Origin of the sequence: Pseudomonas sp. RA_5y_Pfl1_P24 (assembly GCF_963970945.1) — a bacterium.
Lineage (GTDB): Bacteria > Pseudomonadota > Gammaproteobacteria > Pseudomonadales > Pseudomonadaceae > Aquipseudomonas > Aquipseudomonas tritici.
This window is the reverse complement of sequence record NZ_CAXAOJ010000006.1, coordinates 115419-140486: the sequence shown is the minus strand read 5'-3', so window position 1 is coordinate 140486 and position 25068 is coordinate 115419. Positions and strand designations below refer to the sequence as shown.

Sequence of the window (25068 nt, the reverse complement as noted above, 5' to 3'; positions counted from 1 at the left end):
CGCGTGCCCGGCAGGACGTTCCTTCAGCTATGGACAGGTGTGCACATGATCGCCAGCAATTCCTCACGCTCCAGTTTCCCCCACGTATCCATCTCGACACAACCACCAGCATCCATCGTCGACCCCGGCGCAACGAGCGTGCCCGAACCTTCGGCGGCCCTGGCAGCGCAGCCGACAGCACAGGCCCCGCGCCAAGCGACGGCCCCACCGCTGGGTAATTTCGGCGGGGCGCTGGCCTGGCCAATGCCTCTGTCCAAGTCCGACCAAGATGCGATCATCACACTGTTGCAGGACCCCGACGCCACTCTACCGGGGCTGCCGCTGGTGGATGCACGCAAGGGCGCATTGGGTTATTTGCTGAGTGGCAGTTCGGTCGCCAATGCTGACCTGAATACACCCGACATCACCCTGCAAAAACTGCTCGGATCCTCTAAGGCTCAAGCGTTAGGGCAGGCCCTGCAAACCCGGGTGAACGGCATTGCGACGGCCACCAGTAGCAACGACTATTTGCTGGCCGCCATCCACCTGGGCCTGGACCCGGAGCTGCGTGTTGCGCGCCCAAACAGCGTCGCCGGGTTTGATCTTGCGGCGCGCCAATATTGGGGCAAACCTGCGTCAGAGGTGATTGACGGGCTCAGTCGTCATCTGATCGATCAGGGCAGAGCCACGGTGCAAACCGCGAACCTGGCAGCCTGCCTGCTGCTGGCCAGAACCGCCCCGGAGTTATTGGTCAAAGACGTTCCCGCCAGCGTGACCTACGGCAGCCTGCTGTGGACGCAACTGGTGATAGCCACGGCCAAGGTGGAAGCCGACTCGCCCGGACGTGCGCACACGATGAGCTACGCCGAAGTCGTGGCGCATGCCGATACCCTCACTGGGCGCGGGGTTAGCGTGCAAGCGGCCGAGCAACTGGCCCTCGTGAACTGGGGGGCGGCCAACGCATTGCTGAACGTCGCTTCAGCGATGCCCAGCGAAACCGAGATGGAGCGTGTACGCACACGTTATAACCGTCAACTCAGCACGCTGACGGACGCGTGTGCCGCGGTGCAAACGCCGATACCCAGCCGACGGGCCATGGCGCTTGCCACGCTCAAGGAGCACTTTCCAACGCTGGATCCGCAGGCATTCGAACTGCCCGCCTTACAAAAGGCCTGGCTTAACCCAGGACGGCCGGGCGCGTTTCCCGGGCTGTATTCGATGCTCGATATCGTCATGGAAGGCGGCAAACTCAATGCCCAGGAGCATTGGTTGGCGCGGGATAAGCGGGTGCCGGGCGAGGTGTTCTGCCAGCTGTATGAAACCGGCCGGCTGGACGTCAACGATGCTTTCGGTGCGCAGTATGACAAGGCCATCACGTCACACGAACAGGGTCACGGAGGCCTGGTCCAGTATCTGATTTCCACCCTGCCCGTGGAGGACAGAAACAACTTCGAATATGGTGCGCTCGAATTTTTTCGCACCGATCAATACAAGATAGCCGGGGATTTTTTTTCGCCGCAGGCCCTGCACACTCGCGGGCATACGCTGCAGGTGAAAACCACCCTGGATGGAGCGGTCAATATTTATGAGCTGGATACCAGAAATGGCAGCATCAAAAAACAGAACTATCTGATAGCCCGCTATACACCGCCCTATACGGCAAAAAACCTGGAGTCCCGAGACGCAAATATCGTCAGCAAGACCAGCCTGTTTGATCTACCACCCGGGCAATACACCGAAAAGCCGCTGCCCTCCGTCCACCTGCAGTCCTATGGTTCCGGCCGCAGCAAAGCCATCGGCAAGGTATTCGTCAAGGCGCTGGGGTTGGGCAATGACGACCTGTTGCAACAGGCACGCGGCGTGACGTCATTTGATCAGGGCAGAGCCACCGACCAGGCCATCGGCGAGTTTTTCCTCAACCTCATCCCACTGCGATCGGCCATCGTCAACTTTATGAACGGCAGAGTCGCCGACGGCCTGTTTGATCTGAGCCTGGATGTAATGGGTCTTGTCACCTTGGGGGCGGGCAAGGCTGCGCAGGCCGGCAAGGCACTTTCGAAAGGCGTCAGAACACTCGGCGGGCTGTCGAAGGTTGCGCGATTTGTGGGCGCCGCGACGATCGAAATGTTCAACCCGTTCAACGGCCTGGGCGATTTGGCGATGGCGGGCGGGTACGCGCTGGGTACTGTCACGCGGTTGGCGTTCGCCAAGGGACGCGAAAGCGTGAACATGCTTCGCGGTGCAACGGGCAGTTATGACGTGCTCAAGGCCGCCAGCCAACAGCACGGCGTGGCAGCCACTGGGACGTTCAAGGCCGTAGGTCAGAGCATCGAAGGCGGCGCGGTGCTCAAAGACGGCAAATGGTATGGCCTGGATGCGCGCACGCTGCAGGCCTATGGCAGCCCGCTCGAAGGGTTTTCTCCCGTCACACGGGCCGTCGACGGCGTGATAGGTGTAGCGCCGGGTAATGAATTGAGCAATGCGCTGTTTGCCAATTACGGCGTCGTCGAATCGAAAATAGCCGGGGTTTCGCGCAACACCCAAGGGGTCTATGTGGGCGCCGATGGTCACCGTTCCCATATCCGCCATACCGACAGCAGCGGCGACACCGCCGTCTATGAAGTTCGCCAGGTGACTCGCACTGAAGAGGGCGTGGTGCAGGCGCGGATTTATCATAATAACCGGCAAACCGAGCTACTGGTCCAGCACGTACAGGGCGATCAATGGCAGCGTTTGACGGCGCGGGGCGGTAACGGGTCTTCCGTGAAAGCAGACCTGGGACCAGTGATTGGCGGCGGCGGCGAGAGCACTCTTTACGCAAGCCTGGATGGCAAAAGTGTTTACAAAGACCTTCACACGAAAGCCGCCACGAAGATCCCCGATTACGCCACTTCCGAGGCGCACCGTCTGAATACCTACTATGGTGCCGGTTTTGCAGAGGCCATGGTGGAGGACGGGCGCTCCTACATCAAAATGAAAAGACTGGATGGCATCGCACTGGATGATGTGCCCAAGCGCAGCTTGCCCCCAGTAGTCCGCATCTGGCTGGATGACGCGTTGAAAGGCATGGAAGACAAAGGGATCTACCATAACGATCTGCATTTGAATAACTTTCTGTACTCGTTGAAAGATAAAAAAGTCTATCCGGTGGACATTCAGTCACTGAGCCCGGAAATGTTGGCCAGCGACAAGTTTCTGCATGACATGACCCTTAGTGATTACGCACGCAAAAAGGCTCAGTTGCAGAGCGACTTCAACGAACTCGTGCGTGCTGGCGACAGGTAATCACTATGAACATCATTGATTTCCCTTCTCGTCAGCAGCAGGTCATCTCGTCCAGCCCGGCGGTCCAACAGACGACGCAGCCGTCTGTGGACGTCGCCGGCAAAACCCACCGTGCCTCGACGTTACACGCGTCATTGGGCGACAAGGGCAACCTTGCAACGCTGGGCGTCAAGCTCTATGAGATCGCCGCACGCCTGGCCGAAAACCCCACTGCCGAAATGATCAAGACCACACTTCAAACCACGCCTATGGCCGTGCGGCCTGAATCATCCGACGCCGCAGCACTGGGTAGCACGGTCAATCTCGCGGCATTTATTCAGGGCAAGGGACTGGGCTTGCCGTATAACCTGTTTTCGCTGACATCCCTGGCCGACGCTGTGAGCGACCGGGCCTTGCAGCACCCGCTTGGCAACTTGAGCGGCGCGCTCTCATGGCCGAATCCGTTGAGCCCGGATCAACAGCGCAGGATGCGCGACATCACCCAGCGGCATGATCATGCACAGGGTGAGCAGCCGCTGGTGATGCAGACCAAAGGGGTTCTGGACTTTCTCAGTTACCCCAACACGCTTTCCCCTGATGAGTTGGTTGACCCGGTCAAGGCGCTGAACACGCTGATCGGCTCCGCCGCAGCGCAGCGCTTGGGACAGACGCTGCAACACGGACTGGGTGGCATCGCCACCGAGAACAGCGCGAATGACTATCTGCTCGCGGCAATCAATCTGCACCTGGACCCTGAATCAATCTCCGCGCCGCACCGCAATAAAGTGGCCGGCTTTGACTTGATGCAAGAGCAACATTGGGGCGAGCCTGCCGCGGTGGTGGTCGAGGGCCTGCGCCAGCATCTGATCACCCAGCGCAAAAGCAGCCCGCTGATGGCCAACGCTGGCGCTTATTTGCTGTTGGCAAACAAGGCCCCCGAGTTTCTGGTCAAGGACCTGCCCGGCAACCTCACGTACGGCAGCCCGGCGTGGGTCAGCCTGTCGGTGGCGGCGGCGACGATTGAGGCACAGTCGCCGGGAACGGTTGCGAACATGACATTCGCCCAGGTCATGATCCGGGCAGAACATGCGGCCATGGTCGATCCCGTGATGACCGAACGTGCGCGCAAAACGGCGCTGGCAGATTGGGGCGTGGCCAATGGTGTGATCGAAAGACGCGGCGATGATCAATACTCGAGCGAACAACTGGACAGTGTCAGGGCGACGTTCAATGTCCGGCTTGGCCAGCGCTTGTCGGCTTCACAGGCATTGAATCAAGCGATGCCGATGCGCAGAGACATCGCGCTGGCCAAACTCGTCGAGCGGTTTGGCGACCTTGGCGCGTTGTTTGAAGAGAGGCTGTTAGCCACGCACAACTACGCTGGGCCGGGGCACCGCACATCGCTGGTGGGGGACCATTCGTTGCTCGATATCGCAATGATGGATTTGCCCAGCCCGGCGCCATTCGTCTCGGCGGATAATCGCCTGCCGCTGGCAGCCTTGAATGCCAATCCCAGGTTTGGTGTGACCGAGGCGTTCGATCAGCAGTTCGACACATTCATCAGCGGCAAAAAATCCGCCATCGGCATTACGGTCAAACACCTCATTGCACAATTGCCTTTGGAGCATCGACGTAATGTCGAGTTCGGCAAAATCACCCTGTTTCAGCAGACTTCCCACACGCTTGGGCTGGATTTCACCTCAAAAACGCGAGGCCCGAAGCAACCGCGGTTGCTGGTAAAGACTGAGCGAAACGGCGTGGCCTCGGCGTATGAGATCGATTTTCACAACGGCACGGTACAACCTGCACAGCTCTACAAAGCCCGCGAGCAACGCTCAAGGGACGCCAATCGGGTACGGGAGACCAAGGTATTCACACCCGCCGAAGCCGTAGGCGAGCTAAGTCGCGAGCGGACCTCGGGAACGGCGCCGCCGGACAGTTTCAACAGTGCGCGAAGCGAAGCGATCGCTGCTGCATTCGTCGAACATCTGGCGCTGGATGACCCTGCCATCAAGGAAGAGGCCAGGGGCAAGACCACCGGAGACCGCCAGCATGACAGGGCCAAGGCGTTTGAAACGTTTTTGCTGAACCTGGTGCCGCTGCGATCGGCCATTGTCAATTTCCAGAATGGCAACTACGGCGACGGCGCGATGGACCTTGCGTTGGATGTACTGGGTTTTCTCACGGCGGGCCTGGCCACCGCCGGCAAAGTCGCCAAGATCGGCGCGACGGCCATTTCCACTGCAAGCAAAGCGCTGCGTGCGACCAAGGTAATCGGCACCGCCGCCATCGGTGCGTTCGATCCACTGGGCGGGTTTGGTGATCTAGCAGTGGGTAGCATCAGCTTCGCGGTTGCAAAAGGCAGCGCCGCGATCAATCGGCTGCGGGGTGCCACGGGCAGCTATGACGTGCTCAAGGCCATGAGCAAAGACTATGACGCTGCGGCCATTGGCACGTTCAGCGTGGCCGAACGTCGGGTGGATGGCGCGGCGGTACTCAAGGACGGCCGCTGGTACGCGTTCGATGCCGACGCAATGCAACCTTACGGCAGCCCTCTCGAAGATTTCACCGCGCATACCCGGGCCGTGGACGGCGCAGTCAGCACGGCGCATATCGAGCACGCCAGCGAATTGGATAATGCGCAGTATCGGCAATTCAAGGTGGCGGAGTCGAACCTGGATGGGCTGACGCGCAATAGCCAAGGGGTGTATGTCGCCGCCGATGGTCACCGTTCCCATATCCGCCATACCGACAGCAGCGGCGACACCGCCGTCTATGAAGTTCGCCAGGTGACACGCACTGAAGAGGGCGTGGTGCAGGCGCGGATTTATCACAATAACCGGCAAACCGAGCTACTGGTCCAGCATGTTCAGGGTGACCAGTGGCAGCACCTCGCCGCGTTGGGCGGCGCCCACATTGACGCCACGCACCTGCGCGCATGGGAGGCGCTCTCCAGCCAGGAGCAGCAGCGGCTCACGCTGAAGGGGTTTGCGAGGCAGCACCGCTTGAACCTGCCGACCCTGACGTATTACGTGCAGCCCGACGGAACGTTGAGTGCCGCAGGCGTGATCGTACGCGACCGCGCGGCAGGTGCGCCCTCGCGCACGCTGACTCCCCACCATCTGCGTGATTGGCAGGGCATGACCCAACAAGCGCGGGATGCGGCAACCATGGAAGGATTCGCCAGCCTCCATCATCTTGATGTGGGCGACTTCAAATCCTGCGTCAAACACACCGGCGGCCTGCTGCCACGCGGCGAAGCGCTGTTGTTCAGGGCCGGCGGCGGCAAGTACAACCAGCTGACTGACGATCATTTGCTGAAGTGGCACCGGCTCTCCCGGCAACCGAACAATCGGGTGACCCAAGAGGCGTTCCGGCGACAACACACGCTCAATCCAGTGGACTGGAAAGCTCATGTGTATAGCGATGGCTCCTTCAACACCTCGGGGGCGCGACGTCTGAGCAGGGCGCAGGAAAACCTGGCTACCCAGCCGGCTGCCAGGTTTCCTGCCCCAGGCGCGACGCGCAAACGGCCTGCACCGGATAACATGCCCCCGGCGCAGGATGCCCCACTGGATTTGTCCAAACCCGCCGACGGCGATCCTCCGGCCGCTGCGGCGATTATCAAGACCGAGCCGGAGGTTGTCCCGTTGCGCACGCTGGGGACCCATTCGGTGGATAATACGCTGCCGATTTTACAGGACCCGGCCAACCCCAGGCTCAGCTTGACCCAGGCGATTGAAGGGCCGATCGATGATATTCGCATTGCGCATTGGTATGGGTTGCTTGACGGGTTGGAGCCGGCGCAGAAAAAGGTGGTGGCCGACCGGATCAAAGACTCGATCAAGGACTGGCTGCGAAGCGAAGGCAGCCATGGGCCGCGTTTCGACCAGATGCTTGAAGTGGTGACGCCGCTGGATGACGGCGGGCCAGCCCGTGGTGCTTCGGTATGGGCACGGCGAGACATCGCGCAATTCGAAGTGCTCGGCCCTTACGCCGGCAAATATCATGCAACCGACGCCTCCCTGTTTCAGGAGCAGCGCAAGCAAGGCTCGCGGGCAGTGCTGACGTACCTGTTCGGCACACGCTCGGGCACGCGCTCGGTGAGTGCCTTGAACAGCGGTAATACTCTGAGCCTGGTGAACACGTCACAATTGAGGAATGGGCCTGCGTGGCAGAGCAACAACGTGATTTCCATCGCCGTGGGCAAGAACCTGTCGTTTTATGTGGCGCTCAAGGACATCAAGGCCGGCGATGAGTTGTTGCTCGACTATGGCCCGCTCTACGACGTGACGCCGGGGTTAGTGCCCAAACAGGAACCTGCCGTCTGAGGTTGTGCGGCGAGACCTTCAAGGCTCGCCGCACAACAGGGTGCCGGGCTCAGAGGCTAAAATCACCTTCCGACACCAGCTCGCTCAACGGCCGGCGCGGGCTTGGCGCTTCACGGCTTTGCAGGTACTCCGGCAAGGTCGATTTATCGCCCAGCTTGCCAACCGCCACGGCCGCATGCAGCGCATAACCGTCTGGAATCTTCAGCTCTTTGCGGGTCAGCTCCTGATCGAAGCCGGCCATGCCGTGGGTGTGCCAGCCGCTGATACTGGCTTGCAACGCCAGGTGGCCCCAGGCCGAACCGGTGTCGAAGGTGTGCCACAGCGCTGGGGTTTCTTCGGTGGCGCCGGGGGCGGTGAAGTCGGTTTTCGACGCGATGATCACCAGAGCCGACGCGTGTTGCGCCCAGCCACGGTTGAATTCATTCAGCAAACCCAGGAAACGCTCCCAGTCCGGCGTGTCGCGGCGCGCGTAAAGAAAACGCCATGGCTGCGAGTTGTAGGCGGACGGCGCCCAGCGCGCGGCTTCAAAGAAACTCAGCAGGGTTTCTTGGGAGATGGTTTCGCCGGTGAAGGCGCGGGGTGACCAGCGGTCGGTGAACTGGGGATCGATCGGATAGTCGGCAACACGTGTCATGGAGCAGTTCCTGATCGTCAATTCGGCGTTCAAGGCTACTGCGCGCTCACTAGACTGACAAGTGGTGTTACACCGCCAGTCGTAAGCGCTTGGCCCCAGGGGCCGTGGGCACTAGACTGACGGCCTTTTCACCTACCGATACTGATGTAGAGCCATGGCCGCCAAAGTCGAACCTTTCTGGATACGCAAAACCCTTGAACACCTCGATCAGGAGGAGTGGGAGTCGTTGTGCGACGGCTGTGGCCTGTGCTGCCTGCAAAAGCTCGAGGATGAAGACGACAACAGCGTCTATTACACGCGTATCGCCTGCAAACTGCTTGACCTGAAAACCTGCCAGTGCACCGACTACCCCAACCGTCGTGCATCGGTGCCGGACTGCATCCAGCTCACCCCGGGCCAGGCGGATCAGTTCAAATGGCTGCCGCCGACCTGCGGCTATCGCCTGGTCAGCGAACGCAAGGACCTGCCACTGTGGCACCACTTGGTCTGCGGCGACCGCGATGCTGTGCACCAAGAACGCATTTCCCAGTCCGGGCGCATGCTCAGCGAAGGCAGCGTGCCCGAGGACGACTGGGAGGACTACCTGATTTTTCGTGCCGGCTGAAAAGGAGTGTGTATGAAAGGGGGGCGGTTGGGGGTGAGCCTGGTACTGCTGGCGCTGAGCATGCCAGCGTGGAGCGCGAAGAAAGTTGACTTGGATTATCACGTCAAACTCCTGCCCCAGAGCGATCAGGCCGAGGTGCGCGTAAGCCTGTCACAGGGCTCGGCAGTGCGCAGCCTGAACTTCGACCTCGGCCACGACGGTGACTACAGCGACTTCAAGGCCGACGGCCGATGGAGCATCACTGAGCACCGTGGCCTGTGGCAACCCAGCGCCAACAAGGCCAGCCTGACCTACCGCGTGCGCCTCACCCACGCGCGCAAGCCCGGCACCTATGAAGCGCGCATGACGCCGAGCTGGGCGCTGTTTCGCGGTGAAGACCTGGTGCCGACGGCGCGGCTCGACCAGCAAGACGGTGTCGAGTTGGTCTCCCGGCTGGTGTTCGAACTGCCGGCTGGCTGGAAAAGCGTCGAAACCGCATGGCCGCGTATCGGCAAGAACAAATTCCGCATTGATAACGTCTCCCGCCTGTTCGACCGACCCACCGGCTGGATGCTCGCCGGCACCCTCGGCAGCCGTCGCGTGCGCCTGGGCGAGACTGAAGTCAGCGTGGCCTCGCCCAAGGGCCAGGCCATGCGGCGCATGGATGTGCTGACGTTGCTGACTTTTGTCTGGCCCCAAGTAGAAGCAGCGTTCCCGCGTCGTCCGGCCAAGCTGCTGGTGGTGGGCGCCAGTGACCCGATGCGCCGTGGCGCGCTGGCGGCGCGCGACTCGATTTACCTCAACAGCCGCACGTCGCTGGTCGGTGAGAACGGCATCAGCCCGTTGATCCGTGAAGTGGTGCAGGCGATTGGGCGCTTCAATGATCACGACGCCAGTGACTGGGTCAGCGAGGGGTTGGGCGAGTATTACGCGATCGAACTGCTGCGCCGAGCCGGAGGCATTACCGATGAGCGGTATGAGGCCATCCAGGCGCGCCTGGCGAAGGAAGGCAAGGACGTGACCAGCCTGCGCGGCGAGCATGTCAGCGGCGCGACGGTGGCACGGGCGGTGATGGTGTTACAGGAGTTGGATCGCGAGATTCGGGTGAAGACTCATAACAAACGGTCGCTGGATGACTTGTCTCAGGCGGTGATGCGCGCGAACAGCATCACCACTGCGGAGTTCGTAAAGCTGGCTGAGAGCATTACTGGCGAGCCCTCAGTGGTGCTGGACAGCAAATTATTGCGTTGACGGAAATCATTGTGGGAGCTGGCTTGCCTGCGATAGCGGTCTATCAGCTACTGAGCCAGCAACCTGACACACTGCTATCGCGGGCAAGCGCGCACATTTAACCGAGTTCGGCTGGACTACTTGGTTGCTTTTTCAGCCGCCACTTCCGCCTTGGTCTTCAAGTTCTGCAACTCTTCCCCGGCCCGCTCGATCTTCGCACGCACCGTGTTCATTTCCTGGCGGCCCTGTGCAAGTTTGTCCTTGAGCGAACTGTGCCCGGTGAACCCACGCGCCAGCGCCACGCCGCCGATCGCCACTTGGATCAAGCCGAAAATCCCGCCACGGCGCAGGCCTTTGCCCACCATCATCACGCCACCGGCCACCGAGCCGATGCGCTCCCAACCGTGTACGTTTTGCTGCGGCTGCGTTTCAAACGGGGCGTGTTCGATGATAGGACGCAAGGTTTTGCTGTCGCTCATGATCTGTCTCCAACGTGGGCTAGTGATATGTAGCTGACTGCTGGCACCTGCCGGATGTTCCGGAAAAATCAATACTTGGGGCCCGAACGGGTGTTGTTGCCCTTGGCCAGTCGATCGTAGAGCACCACGTTGACGGTGGCGGCGAGGTTCATGCAGCCGGTGGTCGGGATGTAGACCACGTCTTCGCACCAGTCGCGGATATCTTTGTCTAGGGAGCCGTCTTCCGGCCCGAAGATGTACAGCGCGCGGTCGGGGTGGGTGTATTCAGGCAGCGCGCGAGCACCTTCCACCAGCTCCACAGCGACAGGGATGCAGCCCAGGGGCAGGATCTTTTTCAGGTCATCGATGCCGATCAGCGGAATGTCGTGGTGGACTTTCTTGGTGTCGGTGATGAAATCCCGGGCGCGCGCGTAGCGCACGCCGGTGTAGAACACCGAGGCCACGCCGTAGCAGCCGGCGGCACGCATGACCGAGCCGACGTTTTCGGGGGATTTGGGGTTATACAGACCGATGCAGCTGTAGCGTTTATTGCCCACGGGGAAGGGTGCCTTAAAAAGGCAGCATTATAGCGGCAAGCTACAAGCTGCAAGTTAAAAGCGGAGCGGCTTTTTCTTGCAGCTTGCAGCTTGATGCTTTCAGCCGTCTTTCTTCATAAGGCCAGCCAACGCCGCAAACGGATTATGCGTCGCCTTGGCAATTGTCGGGCTGCTGGTGGAGCCTTCGCCGAAGTACTGCTGGTCGGTGTAGCGCGAGTGTTCGTTGTCGTGGCAGTACAGGCACAGCAACTCCCAGTTGGAACCGTCCTGGGGATTGTCATCATGATTGTGGTTGCGGTGGTGTACGGTCAGCTCACTCAGGCGTTTGCCGGCGAACTCACGGGCGCAGCGGCCGCACACGTGGGGGTACATTTTCAAGGCTTTGTCGCGATAGCCCATTTCCCGGTCGCGCTGGGCATCGGCGAGGATACGATCCAGCTTGGCGGTGTGGGAGGGCGGATTGGTCGAGCTCATCATGGCTCCTGGCTATTGGGTGGTTCACGGATAAGGTTGATTCTAGCCGCTTGCGTTGTAAATGACCGCTTCACTTTGTCGATAAGGAGCTCAATATCATGCGTCTGCAATCATGGACTGCTGCGTTGTTGCTGTGTGGGGTGGTTGCCCAGGCCCAAGCGTTCTCCACGCCAAAACCCGGCCAAGTGATCGAGGTTGCACTCGAACACTTGCACCCGACCCAGGGCGTGGTGGGCTTCGACCAGATCTACTACAGCCTCGGGCTGTTTGCCGACAAACCCGCCAAGGTCTTCGATGAGTACTGCGAAACCAACGGCCAGGGCGAAGCTGACAAGGTGCCCAAGAACGCAGACCTGCACAAACCCTCCAGTTTCACCTGCAAGGACCCGGTGGGCACCCATCCCGATGACATGAAAACCGTGGTGCTCGGCCCCGCTGGCCAGCTGTACCTGACCGACGGTCACCACAGTTTCACCACTTTATGGGAAGTGCCCGGCGGTGGCCCTCGGTTGAAGATGTGGGTCAAGGTTACCGACGACTTTAGCAACAGCCCGACTTTAGCGAGCTTCTGGCGGCGGATGGAGGCAGCGCGCAAAGTCTGGCTCAAGGACAACAGGGGGCAGACGCTGCCGCCCGAGCAGTTGCCCGCGCACCTGGGCTTCAAAAACCTGCAGGACGACACCTTCCGCAGCCTGGTGTATTTCACCCGTAAGGCGGCCTATGGCAAGCCGGAGGCTGGGGAGATCGCGCCGGAGTTCCTGGAGTTTTACTGGGGCAACTGGTTGCGTACGCAGATTGACCTGGCCGCGTTCAACCTGAACAAGAAAGGCGGCTACAAAGATGCGATTGAGGCTGTAGCCAAGCGCATGGTCAGCCTGGCGCCGGGGTCGCAGGTCGGGGATAGCGGTTTTACCTCTCATCAGTTGGGTGGCATGACCAAGCTCGACCGGGATGAGCTGGAAAAGACCTTCGACAAAAAAGTGCCGTACGTGATCGATTACCGCAATTCTCGAAACTAATTCCGATTAAAAATGTGGGAGCGGGCTTGCGGTGTGATCAACCCTTGAGCTTCTCCGCAATCCAGATGGTGTGCCGGGTGCCCTTGTTGCCATGGGCAAACACCTGCACTTCCTCGGCTTTGAAACCGGCCTTGCGCAGTTTGTCGCTGAACAGCTTGTCGGCGCTGGCCGACCATACGGCCAGCACGCCTTTGGGGCGCAGGGCCTTGGCGCAGGCGGCCAGGCCTGCGGCGGAGTACAGCCAGCTGTTGGCTTTTTGCGTGAGGCCTTCGGGGCCGTTGTCGACGTCCAGCATGATCGCGTCAAAGCCCTGGGGCTCGGCTTGCAGCACCTTGGCTACATCTTCCATACGGATCACCGTGCGCGGATCCAGTAGCGGGCGGCCGGATTTTTCTCCCAGCGGCCCACGGTTCCATTCCACGACGCCCGGCACCAACTCCGCAACAACCACTTCGGCGGTTTTGCCCAGGTGCTTTAGGGCTGAAGCCAGGGTAAACCCCATGCCCAACCCGCCGATCAATACCCGCGAATCCGGGCGACCGGCGACTTTGCAGCAGGGGATTTGCGCCAAGGCATCTTCGGAACCGTGCATACGCGTGTTCATCAACTGGCCGCCGTCACCGCCCTGGATCTTGATGACAAAATCTTCACCGTATTCGAACAGGCACAAGGCACCGCCGTTGTCGGGGATCGGGGTGGTGTCGAGCAGAACGAAACGTTTCATGGAAATCTCATTGGGAAGGGCATTCTTGCGCGGTTGGGAGTAGCCTTGTGACATTCCGGTCAGGCCATGGAGCCATCGATGAAGTGCAGCATTCTAACGGTCATTGTGTTGAGCGCGCTCGCATCCGGTACAGCGCAGGCTCAGGAGTTGCAAACCGTACCGATTGCGCCGGCCCCTACGCCAGGTGCACCGGGCACGCCGACGCCGACGCTGTACCCGCAAGTCACCCCACCGGCCATGCCCAAGACTAACGGCTCGCCGCCCCTTGTGCCCATCGTGCTGCCGACGCCGCCGAAGGACCAGACGGTACCCGGCCTGCAGCAGAACGACAGCAAACCGAAGACGCCCGGCGGTTAAAACTGTTGCGATAGCAGCTGCCCATCGGCCATGCGCAGGCGCTTGGACAGGGCGATGGCAATCGCACGGATGATCTTGGCGGCAACCCTGGGGGTTTCGTTGAGCATCTTTTCCAAGGCGTCCTTGCCCAGGTTGAGCAGCACGCAGTCACTGGCGGCCACGCAACTGGCGGAGCGCCGCTCGCCGTCAAGCACCGCCATTTCACCAAAGGCCCGGCCACTGCGCAGGGTGGCGATGGTCAGGCGTTGGCCGTCGCTATTGGTTTTTTGCACCGCCACCTGGCCGCTGTGGATGATGCACATGAAAGTACCGGCATCGCCCTCGAGAAAAATCGCTTCGTCACGGGCAATGCTGCTGATGTTGAAGTAGCCGGCGGCGACGTGAAAATCTTCCGGAAACAGCGGGTCGAACAGGCCGCAGTCCATGAGCATGTCGCGGATTTCGTCGTTGAGAAGCGTGGGTAGTGTCATGGCTGCAATCTTGATCCATCAATCATGTAGGGCGGTCCTGTGTTCAGACAGAACCGCCGCACTAAGTTCCTTAAACCAGCCCCAATACCTTGAACACAAAGCCATATTCGAGTGCTACGTCACGTAATCCCTGGTAACGACCACTCATGCCACCGTGGCCGGCGCCCAATTCGGTCTTGAGCAGCAGCAGGTTGTCGTCGGTCTTGGTAGCGCGCAGCTTGGCCACCCACTTGGCCGCTTCCCAATATTGCACGCGGCTGTCGTTGTAGCCGGCGATCACCAGCATGGCCGGGTAGGCCTGGGCGCTGACGTTTTCATACGGCGCATAGGCCTGGATGCGCGCATACACCTCGGGCTCTTGCGGGTTGCCCCACTCGTCGTACTCGGTGATGGTCAGCGGCAACTCCGGGTCGAGCATGGTGTTAAGCACGTCGACGAAAGGCACTTCGGCAATCGCCGCCTGGAACAGCTCCGGACGCTGGTTAAGTACGGCGCCGATCAACAGGCCGCCGGCACTGCCGCCGCTGATTGCCAGTTGTTTGGAGGTGGTCAGGCCCTTGGCGATCAAGTGCTCGGCGCAGGCGATAAAGTCGCTGAAAGTGTTCTGCTTGTGCTCCTGCTTGCCATTGCGGTACCAGGCCTCGCCCAATTCACCGCCGCCGCGCACATGCGCAATGGCGAAGGCCACGCCACGGTCGAGCAGGCTCAGGCGTGCGTGGGAAAACCAAGGGTCGAGGCTCGAACCGTAGGCGCCGTAGCCGTACAGGTACAGCGGCACAGGCTTGCCCAACTGGTCGCGCTTGACCACCAGGCTGATCGGCACCTGTGTGCCGTCCGCCGAGGTGGCCCACAGGCGCTGGCTGACGTAATCGTCGGCATTGAACACGCCAAGCACCGGGGTTTCCTTGAGCACCTGCTGTGCGCCGTTGGCCAGTTCCAGCTGGCGAACCTGGGCCGGGCGGTTAAGCGCCTCATAGCGCAGGCGAATCTTGTCGCTGACAAATTCCAGGCTGTTTTGAACGTAGAGGCTGTAGGCGGCGTCGGGCAATTCCACCCGATAAGCCGGCACGCCTTGCGGGTGAACTTCGATCACGGGCAGCCCACCAATGCGTAGGCTCAGGGTCATGGCGCTGGCATTCAGGCTCACGCCGTCGAGCATGACGTCATCGCTGTGGGGGATCAGGTTTTGCCACTCTGCCTCGGTCGGCACGTCGCCAATGTCGGTCGCCACGAACAATGCGTAGTTGATGCCATCACGGTTGCTGCGGATAAACCAGGTCCACGCGCCATTCAACTGACCGTGGTCGACATCGTATTCATGGTCTTCGACCCGTGGCGCCAGGCAGGTAAAGTCCAGTTGCGGCTGGTCGGCGTCCAGCGCCCAGATTTCGCTGGTGGTCTTGCTGCCCAGGGCCAGCAGCAACTGGCGCTCGGAGCTGGAACGGTAGCAATGCAGGAAGAAACGCCCGTCCGGCTCATGGAACACTTCCTGCGCCGCCGTCCCATCCAAGCGATAGCGGTAGAGTTTGTGCGGACGGTGGGTGTCGTCCAATTCGCCGAAGAACAGGGTCAGGCTGTCATTGGCCCAAGTCATGCTGCCGTCGCAGTCCTGGAACTCCAGTTCACTGACCTTGCCGTTGGCCAATTCCTTCACGTACAGGGTGTAGACCTCTTCACCGCTGGTATCCAGGCTGTAGGCCAGGCGCTGGTGGTCGGGGCTGATGCTGAACGCGCCGAGGGAGAAGAAGCCGCCATTGGCGAGCACGTTCGGGTCGAGCAGCAATTCTTCGCTGCTGTCATCCACCTGATTGCTGTCGTCATCCGGGCGGCGGCAGCGGTAGTGGCGGGCGTATTCGTCACCGGCGGTGGTGCGGGTGTAGTAAAGATACGGTCCCCAGGGGGAGGGCAGCGACAGGTCAGTCTCGAGAATGCGCCCCTTGATCTCCTCGAACAGGCTTTCGCGCAGGGCCTGCTGGTCGGCGAGCTGGGCTTCCTGCCAGGCGTTTTCGGCCTTGAGGTAATCGAGTACCTCAGCGCTGTCACGCGTTTGCAGCCAGGCGTACGGATCTGGGCCTTGGGCCTTGCGGGCAATCGGGGGTGTCGACATAGGCATGGATTATTCTCTATCTGGCAGACGGTGGCAGGCATTGCAGCCGCGACACGCAAAAGCCGTTATCATAGCCGCCTGTTTGCCAACCTTGCCATGGACACCATGACCGAGAACGACTATCTGACTGCTTGGGGCCTTTACGCCTTCGCTGCCTTGGGCTGCCTATTGGTGTGGTGGCGCATGACCCGCTGGATCTGGCGCTGGCTGCGCGAGCCGTTGCAATTGCTGATGGCGGTGCTGCTGCTCAGCCCGACCATCGTCGATCCGGTCAAGACCCAGTTCGCGCCGGCCGTGGCGATAACCGCCCTGGACCTGTTGCTCAAGGTCGGCAACAACGCCTGGCGGGCCATTTCCGATTTGTTCATGTACACCATGATTGCCTTTGGCGTGTACCTCGTGATCGTGTTGATCCGCTGGCCCATCGAGCGCGCCGCCAACGCTCGCCGTGAGCGCAAGGCCGCCGCCGATGCGGCATTGGCCGCTGAACCTGAAAGCGATGACGATGACGTACCTTTCCGCCGTCCTGAGCCTGTGAGCGGTATGCGGGTCGAACCACGCCTTTAACGTTGTAGCGAGAGCCCTGGCATGTGTGAATTATTGGGCATGAGTGCCAACGTCCCCACCGACATCGTGTTCAGCTTTACCGGGCTGATGCAGCGCGGTGGGCGCACCGGCCCGCACCGCGACGGTTGGGGCATTGCGTTTTATGAAGGGCGTGGCCTGCGCTTGTTCCAGGACCCGGCTGCGAGCAGTGAGTCGGAAGTCGCGTTGCTGGTACAGCGTTATCCGATCAAAAGTGAAGTGGTGATTGGCCATATTCGCCAGGCCAACGTCGGCAAGGTCAGCTTGGCCAATACCCACCCGTTTGTGCGCGAACTGTGGGGGCGCAACTGGTGCTTCGCACATAACGGCCAACTGGCAGACTTCAATCCCCGCGCCACGTTCTACCGCCCGGTGGGCGATACCGACAGCGAAGCGGCGTTCTGCGATTTGCTCAATCGCGTGCGCGAAGCCTTTCCTGAGCCGGTGGAGATTGAAAACGTCTTGCCGGACCTGATTGCCGCCTGTTCCGAATACCGCAGCATAGGCGTGTTCAACTGCCTGCTCAGCGATGGCGACTGGCTTTTCTGCTACTGCTCGACCAAATTGGCGCAGATTACCCGCCGCGCACCTTTTGGGCCGGCGCGCTTGAAAGATGTCGACGTGATCGTCGATTTTCAGGCCGAAACCACACCCAATGATCTCGTCACCGTGATCGCCACCGAGCCTTTGACCGACAACGAAAACTGGACCCGTTACGAACCGGGCCAATGGAGCCTGTGGCGACGCGGTGAATGCGTCAGCCAAGGCATCACCGAGTAAGGATATCGACCATGTTGCTCAGTTATCTGCGGTTGGTGCTGTTTGCCATCGGCCTGTTGGTCGGCGTGCAAGTGCCCGGGTTTATCAACGACTACGCCAAGCGCGTCGAGGCTCACCTGATCGAGGCCCAGACCGGCTTGAGCGGGTTCGAAACCACCGCACGGCAGTTCTTCAACGGTGACTTGCAGGCGTTGGTGGCGCATTACCGCGCCAGTGATGATCCCGTGTTCCAGAGCGACGCCAACAGCCTGGGCGCCATGCTTGACCGCCAAGTGGCGCTGGACAAGCAGTTCCAGGCGATGCAAGGGCCTTGGTACATCCGCGCCCTGCAAGTGGCGGTGGCGGCGGACCCGGATATTCGCCAGGAAACCTGGAATGGCTACAGCTACCAGATCCTGCTGACCCCCGAAGCCATGGGCTGGGGGTTGGGCGGGGCGATGCTGTTGTCGTTTGGCATCGAATGCCTGTTCCGCCTGATCGACTGGGTGGTGTTGGGCGGCAAGCGCCTGCGCCAGAGCCGGCCGATAGAAGAGCGTGACCTCAAAGGCCTCTAAAGACCGATGCGGTCAAATGTGGGAGCCGGCTTGCCTGCGATAGCTATTTATCAGTGACTGATACACCGCTATCGCAGCCTAGGCATAGCGAGCCTCTGCTACGCGATATCACATTTAGAATGTGTAGATACCGATGGCTATCCCAGGCAAGCCAGCTCCCACAGTTTAATCGGGTTTCGTCAGTAACATTCTGTCTTCACCGACTTCCCCGGCATAGCGGGCAACGACTTTCTGACACAACCCCACAATCTCCTCCACCAACTCCACCCCCACACGCCACGACACCACCACCTGCAAGTTCGGCAATCGCTGCGCCATCGGCAGCATCACCAATTCCCCGCGCGCCAGCTCTTCTCTGACCAGCACCGGCGGCAACGCACCAATCCCAAAGCCATCGCGCAGCAAGCGGGTAATCGCCGACACCGAGTTCACGCAGTTCATCCGTGGCGCGGCCACGCCGTTGGCCTGCATCAGGCTGATGACGTCCTGGTGCGGGTGGGAATTTTTCGAGTAGGTGATGATGCGCTCCTGGGCCAGTTCGGCGAGGGAACCGTACTCCCGATTGTAGATTGATTGGCTGGCGACGATCCACGCCATGGGGTGGCTGGCCAGCTCCAGGCTGCGTACGCTTTCGAGGCGCAGCAGGTCGGTTTGCAGGATCAGGTCGAGGAAGCCTTTTTGCAGTTGATCGCTGAGGTTCAGCGCGGTATCGGCGACCAACTCGATTTCTACCAATGGGAAATGGTCCATCAGTTCCGCCACCAGCGGGCTGAGCCACGTATGGATCACCGTGTCCATGGCGCCGATGCGGATGCGCCCGACCTTGCTGCTGGTGGTCTCCAGGGACTGCTTCAAACCCTGCAGGGTCACCAGCATCTGCTCGGCATAATCGAGCACCTTCAAGCCTTCCGGGGTCAGGCTCACGCCGCGTGAGTCACGCAGAAACAACTTCACCCCCAGCTCGTTTTCCAGCACGGCGATGCGGCTTGAGATCGAGGCCTGGGTGGTGAACAACTTCTCGGCGGTCAGGCGGAAACTCTTGAGTTTGGCCACCCAGACGAAGGTTTCGAGAAACTTCAAATTCATGGGATCAACTTTTTCTTATGCATGGATCGGTTTTTATTAGTTGGACGCCGCACCGGGCCAGCGCCAAAAATCGGGCTATTCCACGATAAGCGCCGTTGGGGTGTCAGGACAAGTTGCGAGTTCTGCGTAAAAAATCCCACACTACAAAAAAACAAAGCCTACAGGAGCACCTACAGTGAGCCGTTTGCTACTGAATTGCGATATTGGCGAAAGCTTCGGCAACTGGACCATGGGTCTGGACGCCGAGATCATGCCGTTCATTGATTGCGCCAACGTGGCGTGCGGCTTCCATGCCGGTGACCCGGGCATCATGCGCAAAACCGTCAGCCTGGCGCTCAAGCACGGCGTGCAAATCGGCGCGCACCCGGCCTACCAGGACCTGCAGGGCTTCGGCCGCCGCTCCATGGCTTACACTGCGCAGGAAATCCAGGACCTGTTGCACTATCAGATTGGCGCCCTTGAAGGTATGTGCCGGGCGCAAGGCGGGCGGGTCAGCTACGTTAAACCCCACGGCGCGATGTACAACGACATGATGGCCAACCCTATGCAGTTGCGCGCCGTGATCCAGGCTGTCGCCGCTTATGGCGAGCTGCCGCTGATGCTGCTGGCCACTCGCGACAACAGCGTGGCCCAGGCGTTGGGTAACGAATATGGGGTGACCCTGTGGTTCGAAGCTTTCGCCGACCGGGCCTACGACAACAATGGCCATCTGGTGTCCCGCCAGTTGCCCGGCGCGGTGCACCACGACTCTGAGACCATCGTGCAGCAAGCCCTGACCATTTCCCGTGGTGAAGCGCTCACCGCCAGCGACGGCAGCCCGCTGGTCTTACAGGCCAATACCCTGTGCGTGCATGGCGACAACGCCAGTTCCGTCGCAGCTGTAAAGCGCATCCGCGAGGCCTTGAAACCAGCATGAAGCCACGGATTGAAGTGGTGGCCATCGACTGCCTGATGGTACGTCTGTTTGATGCAATCGCCGAAGCCAACATGCCCTGGATGCTCGCCGCTAGCCAGCGCCTGCGCAGCGGGTTTGGCGCGGCATTGGTGGACCTGGTGCCGTCGTACACCACCTTGATGGTGCATTACGACCTCACCGTCTTGAGCCCAGCCCAGGCACGGGAGCTGATCACTCACGCCCTCACCGACCTGCAGCCGCAAGCCCAGGGCGGCGGCCAGCGCCACGTGCTGCCGGTGTGGTACGACCTGAGCGTCGGCCCGGAATTGACCTTGCTCAGCCAACGCAGCGGGCTGGCCATCGACGACGTGATCCGCCGCCACAGCGCCCACGAATATCAGGTGTTCGCCCTTGGCTTCGCGCCTGGCTTTGCCTTTATGGGGCTGGTGGATGAAATCCTCGCCACGCCACGCCTCAACACCCCGCGCAAGCGCGTGGCGGCCGGCAGCGTGGGCATCGCCGAACGGCAAACCGCCGCCTACCCGGTGGTATCCCCGGGTGGCTGGAACCTGATCGGCCGCACCCCGGCCAAGCTGTTCGACCGTGATCGCGACGGCTACAGCCTGATGCAACCGGGCGACACCGTACGTTTCGAACCGGTCGATCACGCCCAGTTCATCAAATTAGGTGGCGATGACACCCCGTTGGAGGCACAGGCATGAGCCGCTTGATCATCGAGGCCAGCACGCCGCTGTGCCTGCTGCAGGACGCCGGTCGCTTTGGCGTGCGCCACTTGGGCGTGACCCAGGGCGGCGCGCTGGATTGGGTGTCGATGTCCTGGGCCAACTGGCTACTGGGTAACGCACTGGACGCGCCAGTGGTGGAAATCACCCTCGGCGGCTTTACCGTGCAAGCCGACGATTATTGCCTGCTGGCTCTGGCCGGTGCAGACCTGGGTGCGTATGTCGACGAGCGCGCCATCAGCCCCGGCCGCAGTTTTATCCTGCAAAAGGGCCAGCGTTTGCGCTTCACCCAGCCTTTCAGTGGGGCGCGCGCGTACCTGGCGGCGCCGGGCGGGTTCGATGCGCCGGATGTGCTGGGCAGTTGCGCCACCGTTGTGCGGGAGGAATTGGGCGGGGTAGACGGTTTTGGCAAGGCGCTGGCCGAAGGCGGGCGCCTGGTCTATTCCGGTACAGGCGGTGCAATGAAGGTGCTGAATGCCCAGGAGGTGCCCTCCGGTAAGCCGCTGGACGTGATTGTCGGCGCGCAGATCGGTCAGTTCAGCGGCCAAAGCCTGTTCGATGCGTTCAACACCGAATGGGCCCTCGACAGCCGCGCCGACCGCATGGGCATGCGCTTGCTGGGCACGCCGTTGCAGTACCAGGGACCGTCGTTGATTTCCGAGGGGATTGCGCTGGGGGCGATCCAGGTGCCGCCGGATGGGCAGCCGATTGTGTTGCTTAATGATCGGCAGACGATTGGGGGGTATCCGCGTCTGGGGGCGTTGACGCCGCTGTCGCTGGCGCGATTGGCGCAGTGCTTGCCGGGAGAGAAGGTGAAGTTGGCGCCGGTCGTACAACCGACAGCCTACCAGCAGCACATTGAGTATTTGCGCCGATTTAACTAACGGCGCTGTTCAAAATGTGGGCGCGCCGTTTATTTGGAGAGAAACCGCATCCCTTCTTCCAACCCCCGCAGGGTCAACGGATACATCTGATCCTCCACCAACTCCCGCACAATCCCCGTCGACGCCGTATACCCCCAAGTATCCTTCGGATACGGGTTAATCCAGATCAGCTTTTTGTACTTGGCCATGAAGCGCTGCATCCACACATACCCCGGCTCTTCATTCCAGTGCTCGACGCTGCCACCCGCCTGGGTAATCTCATACGGCGCCATCGACGCGTCGCCGATAAAGATCACTTTGTAATCGGCGCCATACTTGTGCAGCAGGTCCAGGGTTGACGTGCGTTCGGACGTGCGGCGCAGGTTGTTCTTCCACACCGATTCGTACACAAAGTTGTGGAAGTAGAAGTACTCCAGGTGTTTGAACTCGGTCTTGCACGCGGAGAACAGCTCTTCGCAGATTTTCACGTGGGCATCCATCGAGCCGCCGATGTCGAACAGCAGCAACAGCTTGATGGTGTTGCGTCGCTCCGGGCGCATTTGGATATTCAGCAGCCCGGCATCGCGGGCGGTGTGGTCGATGGTGCCGTCAATGTCCAGCTCTTCCGCCGCACCCTGGCGCGCGAATTTGCGCAGGCGGCGCAGGGCGATTTTGATGTTGCGCGTGCCCAGCTCGACCTGGTCGTCGAGGTTCTTGTACTCGCGCTGGTCCCAGACTTTCACCGCCTTGCCCTGGCGCTTGCCGGCATCGCCGACACGAATACCCTCGGGGTTGTAGCCGCCGGAACCGAACGGGCTGGTGCCGCCGGTGCCAATCCATTTGTTGCCGCCGGCGTGGCGTTCCTTCTGTTCTTCCAGGCGTTTCTTGAATTCCTCGATCAATTTGTCGAGGCCGCCGAGGGACTGGATCTGCGCGCGTTCCTCATCGCTCAGCGAGCGTTCGAATTCCTTGCGCAACCAGTCTTCGGGGATCAGTGCCTGCAGGTGGTCGTCGAGTTTTTCCAGGCCGTTGAAATACGCGCCGAAGGCGCGGTCAAACTTGTCGAAATGCCGTTCGTCCTTTACCAGGATTGCCCGGGCCAAGTAGTAAAACTCGTCCATGTCGGCGAAGGTCACGCGCTGTTTCAGCGCGTTGATCAGGTCGAGCAGCTCGCGCACCGACACCGGCACCTTGGCGGCGCGCATCTCGTTGAACAGGTTGAGCAGCATCAGCGATTACCGCGACGGCTCATGAACGCCAGACGCTCCAACAACTGCACGTCTTGCTCGTTCTTCACCAGCGCACCGGCCAGCGGCGGGATGGCCTTGGTCGGGTCGCGCTCGCGCAGCACGGCTTCGCCGATGTTGTCGGCCATCAGCAGCTTGAGCCAGTCGACGAGTTCGGAGGTGGACGGTTTTTTCTTCAGCCCGGGTACTTTGCGCACGTCGAAGAACACGTCCAGCGCTTCGCTGACCAGGTCTTTCTTGATGTCGGGATAGTGCACATCGACGATCTTTTGCAGGGTGGTGCGGTCGGGGAAGGCGATGTAATGGAAGAAGCAGCGGCGCAGGAACGCGTCCGGCAGCTCTTTTTCGTTGTTGGAGGTAATGATGATGATCGGGCGCTTCTTCGCCTTGATGGTCTCATCGATTTCGTAGACGTAGAACTCCATTTTGTCGAGTTCTTGCAGCAGGTCGTTGGGGAACTCGATGTCGGCCTTGTCGATTTCATCGATCAGCAGGATTACCCGCTCTTCGGACTCGAAGGCTTCCCAGAGCTTGCCCTTCTTCAAGTAGTTGCGCACGTCGTGCACCTTATCCACGCCCAGTTGCGAGTCGCGCAGGCGGCTGACCGCGTCGTACTCGTAGAGGCCCTGATGGGCCTTGGTGGTGGACTTGATGTGCCAGGTGATCAGCTTGGCGCCGAAGGATTCGGCCAGTTGCTCGGCAAGCATGGTCTTGCCCGTGCCAGGCTCGCCCTTGACCAGCAGCGGTCGCTCCAGGGTGATGGCGGCGTTGACGGCCAGTTTCAGGTCGTCGGTGGCAACGTAGGCCTGGGTGCCTTCGAACTTCATCGGTATTTCCTCGAATTCATCAATGGCCGGACTATACCGCGCAGCCCTGGCGACTGTGAACGCAGACGGGCTATTCAGTCTCTGAATGGTCAGTCAGGCCTAGTCCGCCGAGGGCTTGGGCTGTTCATATCGCGCATTGAATGCCTGGATGAATCCATTACGCAAGATCGAGATAAAGGCCGAGAACGCGCTGACATCTTGCTGGTGCACGCTGCCACTGAGCTCGACGCGGCTGGCGAACTGGTTTTCGCTCTGGTTTTTCAGCACTGTTTCACTGGCGCCGACCACGGCTTCCCAGATCGAGCGGAAGATGTTCTTGTCCTTGTTCTCCACGTCCTGTTTCCAGTCGAACACTTCCACGTTGCGCAGCAGCGGTTTGATGTAACCCGTCAGTTGGCCTTTTTCGGCCTGGGCTTCGATCACCACGTCGCCGGTGCCGGCCTTGAAGTCGAACTTGCCGTAGGCCGAGGCGAAGTCATTCATGCGCTTGAGCTGCAGGTCGCGGGCGCGGAAGCGGAACTCGAATTCTTCAAAGTCGCTCAGCGGATCAAACGTCGCCGTGGCCTCCAGTGGCGCCTGGCCTTGCAGCAAGGCCTTGCCTTCGAAGCGCGCGTCGCGCTTGCCTTTGACGTCCACCACGTTGGTGAGGTTGTAGAAACTGGCATTGACCGAGGTGGTGTTGATGTTCACCGGCGGTTTGGAATTGAAGTTGTGGAACGAAATCTTGCCGTCTTCAATGCGCATTTCATTCAGGGTGATCGGCAGCAGTTTTCTCAACTGTTCCTGCCAGTCGGTGCCTTCACCCGTCTGTGACGCCTGCTTGTTGGCGCCGCCGTCGACGAAGTTGAGCTCCGGCTTGACGAAATGCCCCTCGGCGACCACCGCATGGTCGTACCACAACGAGTGCCAGCTCACGGCAAATTCGATCAACGGCGCGTTGACGAACGGTACGGGCACCTTGCCGTCGACCTTGACGATCTTCAGGCCATTGATGCGATAGGCACCGCGCCACAACGCCAAGTCCACATCAGTGACTTCGCCACGGTAGTCGCCCATGTCGGCGAGCTTTTCATTCAAATAGTTGCGCACCAGATAGGGCAGCGCGATGTTCAAGGCAACCAATGCCACCACCAGCCCGGCGACGGTCCATAGCGGCCAACTGTAACGACGTTTCATGGTGCAGATCTCCTTGCAGTTAGGAGGTTGACTGTTTTGAATGCGCCAATGTTCCTCCGACTGGACGCTTCGAGAGGTGAGGCATACCCTTGGGCCTTTCTGGAAACTGCCAAATAGGACCCGTC

At 60.5% G+C, this 25068-nt stretch carries 23 protein-coding genes; 12 read left to right on the top strand and 11 right to left on the bottom strand.

All coding sequences use genetic code 11. The features are described from left to right. Positions 1-45 precede the first annotated feature (45 nt). Complete coding sequence (locus AACY30_RS11660; protein WP_339540347.1) at positions 46-3264, top strand: OspG family effector kinase; 3219 nt, start codon at positions 46-48, stop codon at positions 3262-3264. Between the two features lie 5 nt (positions 3265-3269). Further along, positions 3270-7574, top strand: a complete 4305-nt coding sequence (locus tag AACY30_RS11655; protein ID WP_339471190.1) for an SET domain-containing protein-lysine N-methyltransferase — start codon at positions 3270-3272, stop codon at positions 7572-7574. A 49-nt stretch (positions 7575-7623) separates the two neighbouring features. Here AACY30_RS11655 and AACY30_RS11650 read toward each other — a convergent pair whose 3' ends face one another. Then, complete coding sequence (locus AACY30_RS11650; RefSeq protein WP_339471189.1) at positions 7624-8208, bottom strand: nitroreductase family protein; 585 nt, start codon at positions 8206-8208, stop codon at positions 7624-7626. A 154-nt stretch (positions 8209-8362) separates the two neighbouring features. On the opposite strand from AACY30_RS11650, the gene AACY30_RS11645 reads away from it, so the two are divergent. Together AACY30_RS11645 and AACY30_RS11640 are read left to right on the top strand one after the other, a co-directional pair. Continuing rightward, positions 8363-8812: a YcgN family cysteine cluster protein gene (locus AACY30_RS11645; protein ID WP_049709459.1), complete on the top strand. Its 450-nt coding sequence runs from the start codon at positions 8363-8365 to the stop codon at positions 8810-8812. Between the two features lie 12 nt (positions 8813-8824). Then, a complete protein-coding gene (locus AACY30_RS11640; RefSeq protein WP_339471188.1) occupies positions 8825-10042 on the top strand; it encodes a hypothetical protein in 1218 nt (405 codons plus the stop codon). 116 nt (positions 10043-10158) lie between these two features. Here AACY30_RS11640 and AACY30_RS11635 read toward each other — a convergent pair whose 3' ends face one another. The 3 genes from AACY30_RS11635 to AACY30_RS11625 form a co-directional block, all read right to left on the bottom strand. Next, positions 10159-10500, bottom strand: a complete 342-nt coding sequence (locus AACY30_RS11635; protein WP_339471187.1) for a YgaP family membrane protein — start codon at positions 10498-10500, stop codon at positions 10159-10161. Between the two features lie 68 nt (positions 10501-10568). Beyond that, positions 10569-11036, bottom strand: coding sequence for an RNA methyltransferase (locus tag AACY30_RS11630; protein ID WP_339471186.1), 468 nt, complete (start codon positions 11034-11036; stop codon positions 10569-10571). 99 nt (positions 11037-11135) lie between these two features. Next, positions 11136-11510 carry a YajD family HNH nuclease gene (locus AACY30_RS11625; protein WP_057723014.1) on the bottom strand — a complete coding sequence of 125 codons (375 nt, stop codon included), beginning with the start codon at positions 11508-11510 and terminating at the stop codon, positions 11136-11138. A 98-nt stretch (positions 11511-11608) separates the two neighbouring features. Between AACY30_RS11625 and AACY30_RS11620 the strand changes: the two genes are divergently transcribed. Next, positions 11609-12529 (top strand): ParB/Srx family N-terminal domain-containing protein, encoded by a 921-nt coding sequence (locus AACY30_RS11620; RefSeq protein WP_339471185.1) that lies wholly within the window; start codon positions 11609-11611, stop codon positions 12527-12529. 37 nt (positions 12530-12566) lie between these two features. Here the strand turns inward: AACY30_RS11620 and AACY30_RS11615 are convergent, their stop codons facing one another. Then, positions 12567-13253 carry a hypothetical protein gene (locus AACY30_RS11615; protein WP_339471184.1) on the bottom strand — a complete coding sequence of 229 codons (687 nt, stop codon included), beginning with the start codon at positions 13251-13253 and terminating at the stop codon, positions 12567-12569. A 78-nt stretch (positions 13254-13331) separates the two neighbouring features. On the opposite strand from AACY30_RS11615, the gene AACY30_RS11610 reads away from it, so the two are divergent. Continuing rightward, positions 13332-13610, top strand: coding sequence for a hypothetical protein (locus tag AACY30_RS11610; protein WP_339471183.1), 279 nt, complete (start codon positions 13332-13334; stop codon positions 13608-13610). Here AACY30_RS11610 and AACY30_RS11605 read toward each other — a convergent pair. Further along, positions 13607-14080 carry a cyclic nucleotide-binding domain-containing protein gene (locus tag AACY30_RS11605; RefSeq protein WP_339414893.1) on the bottom strand — a complete coding sequence of 158 codons (474 nt, stop codon included), beginning with the start codon at positions 14078-14080 and terminating at the stop codon, positions 13607-13609. The two genes, AACY30_RS11610 and AACY30_RS11605, sit on opposite strands and share 4 nt — an antisense overlap. 70 nt (positions 14081-14150) lie before the next feature. Continuing rightward, positions 14151-16193, bottom strand: a complete 2043-nt coding sequence (locus AACY30_RS11600) for a S9 family peptidase (protein ID WP_339471182.1) — start codon at positions 16191-16193, stop codon at positions 14151-14153. A gap of 24 nt (positions 16194-16217) precedes the next feature. Between AACY30_RS11600 and AACY30_RS11595 the strand changes: the two genes are divergently transcribed. From AACY30_RS11595 to AACY30_RS11585, 3 genes are read left to right on the top strand one after another with little or no spacing between them, the layout of a single operon-like run. Then, positions 16218-16754: an MFS transporter gene (locus AACY30_RS11595; RefSeq protein WP_339414891.1), complete on the top strand. Its 537-nt coding sequence runs from the start codon at positions 16218-16220 to the stop codon at positions 16752-16754. 21 nt (positions 16755-16775) lie between these two features. Next, on the top strand, positions 16776-17552 hold the full coding sequence (locus AACY30_RS11590; RefSeq protein WP_339471181.1) for a class II glutamine amidotransferase: 777 nt from the start codon (positions 16776-16778) through the stop codon (positions 17550-17552). Positions 17553-17563: 11 nt separating this feature from the next. Next, on the top strand, positions 17564-18106 hold the full coding sequence (locus AACY30_RS11585; protein ID WP_049709451.1) for a DUF2937 family protein: 543 nt from the start codon (positions 17564-17566) through the stop codon (positions 18104-18106). A 165-nt stretch (positions 18107-18271) separates the two neighbouring features. Here the strand turns inward: AACY30_RS11585 and AACY30_RS11580 are convergent, their stop codons facing one another. Continuing rightward, positions 18272-19192, bottom strand: coding sequence for a LysR family transcriptional regulator (locus AACY30_RS11580; RefSeq protein WP_339540346.1), 921 nt, complete (start codon positions 19190-19192; stop codon positions 18272-18274). 175 nt (positions 19193-19367) lie between these two features. Between AACY30_RS11580 and AACY30_RS11575 the strand changes: the two genes are divergently transcribed. From AACY30_RS11575 to AACY30_RS11565, 3 genes are read left to right on the top strand one after another with little or no spacing between them, the layout of a single operon-like run. Further along, the gene (locus tag AACY30_RS11575) at positions 19368-20108 is read left to right on the top strand and encodes a 5-oxoprolinase subunit PxpA (RefSeq protein WP_339540345.1); all 741 of its coding nucleotides are present in this window, start codon (positions 19368-19370) and stop codon (positions 20106-20108) included. Next, the gene (locus AACY30_RS11570; RefSeq protein WP_339438705.1) at positions 20105-20809 is read left to right on the top strand and encodes a 5-oxoprolinase subunit B family protein; all 705 of its coding nucleotides are present in this window, start codon (positions 20105-20107) and stop codon (positions 20807-20809) included. Before AACY30_RS11575 ends, AACY30_RS11570 begins: the two co-directional genes overlap by 4 nt. Then, a complete protein-coding gene (locus tag AACY30_RS11565; RefSeq protein ID WP_339438703.1) occupies positions 20806-21714 on the top strand; it encodes a 5-oxoprolinase subunit C family protein in 909 nt (302 codons plus the stop codon). Before AACY30_RS11570 ends, AACY30_RS11565 begins: the two co-directional genes overlap by 4 nt. A gap of 29 nt (positions 21715-21743) precedes the next feature. Here AACY30_RS11565 and AACY30_RS11560 read toward each other — a convergent pair whose 3' ends face one another. The 3 genes from AACY30_RS11560 to AACY30_RS11550 all read right to left on the bottom strand — a co-directional run bounded on the left by AACY30_RS11560 (position 21744) and on the right by AACY30_RS11550 (position 24943). After that, positions 21744-22922 (bottom strand): vWA domain-containing protein, encoded by a 1179-nt coding sequence (locus AACY30_RS11560; RefSeq protein ID WP_339540344.1) that lies wholly within the window; start codon positions 22920-22922, stop codon positions 21744-21746. Beyond that, entirely contained in the window at positions 22922-23767 is an 846-nt protein-coding gene (locus AACY30_RS11555; protein ID WP_003210690.1) for an AAA family ATPase, read from the bottom strand. The genes AACY30_RS11560 and AACY30_RS11555 overlap by 1 nt, the downstream gene beginning before the upstream one ends. A gap of 99 nt (positions 23768-23866) precedes the next feature. Continuing rightward, the gene (locus AACY30_RS11550; protein ID WP_339540343.1) at positions 23867-24943 is read right to left on the bottom strand and encodes a DUF748 domain-containing protein; all 1077 of its coding nucleotides are present in this window, start codon (positions 24941-24943) and stop codon (positions 23867-23869) included. Between the last annotated feature and the right edge of the window lie 125 nt (positions 24944-25068).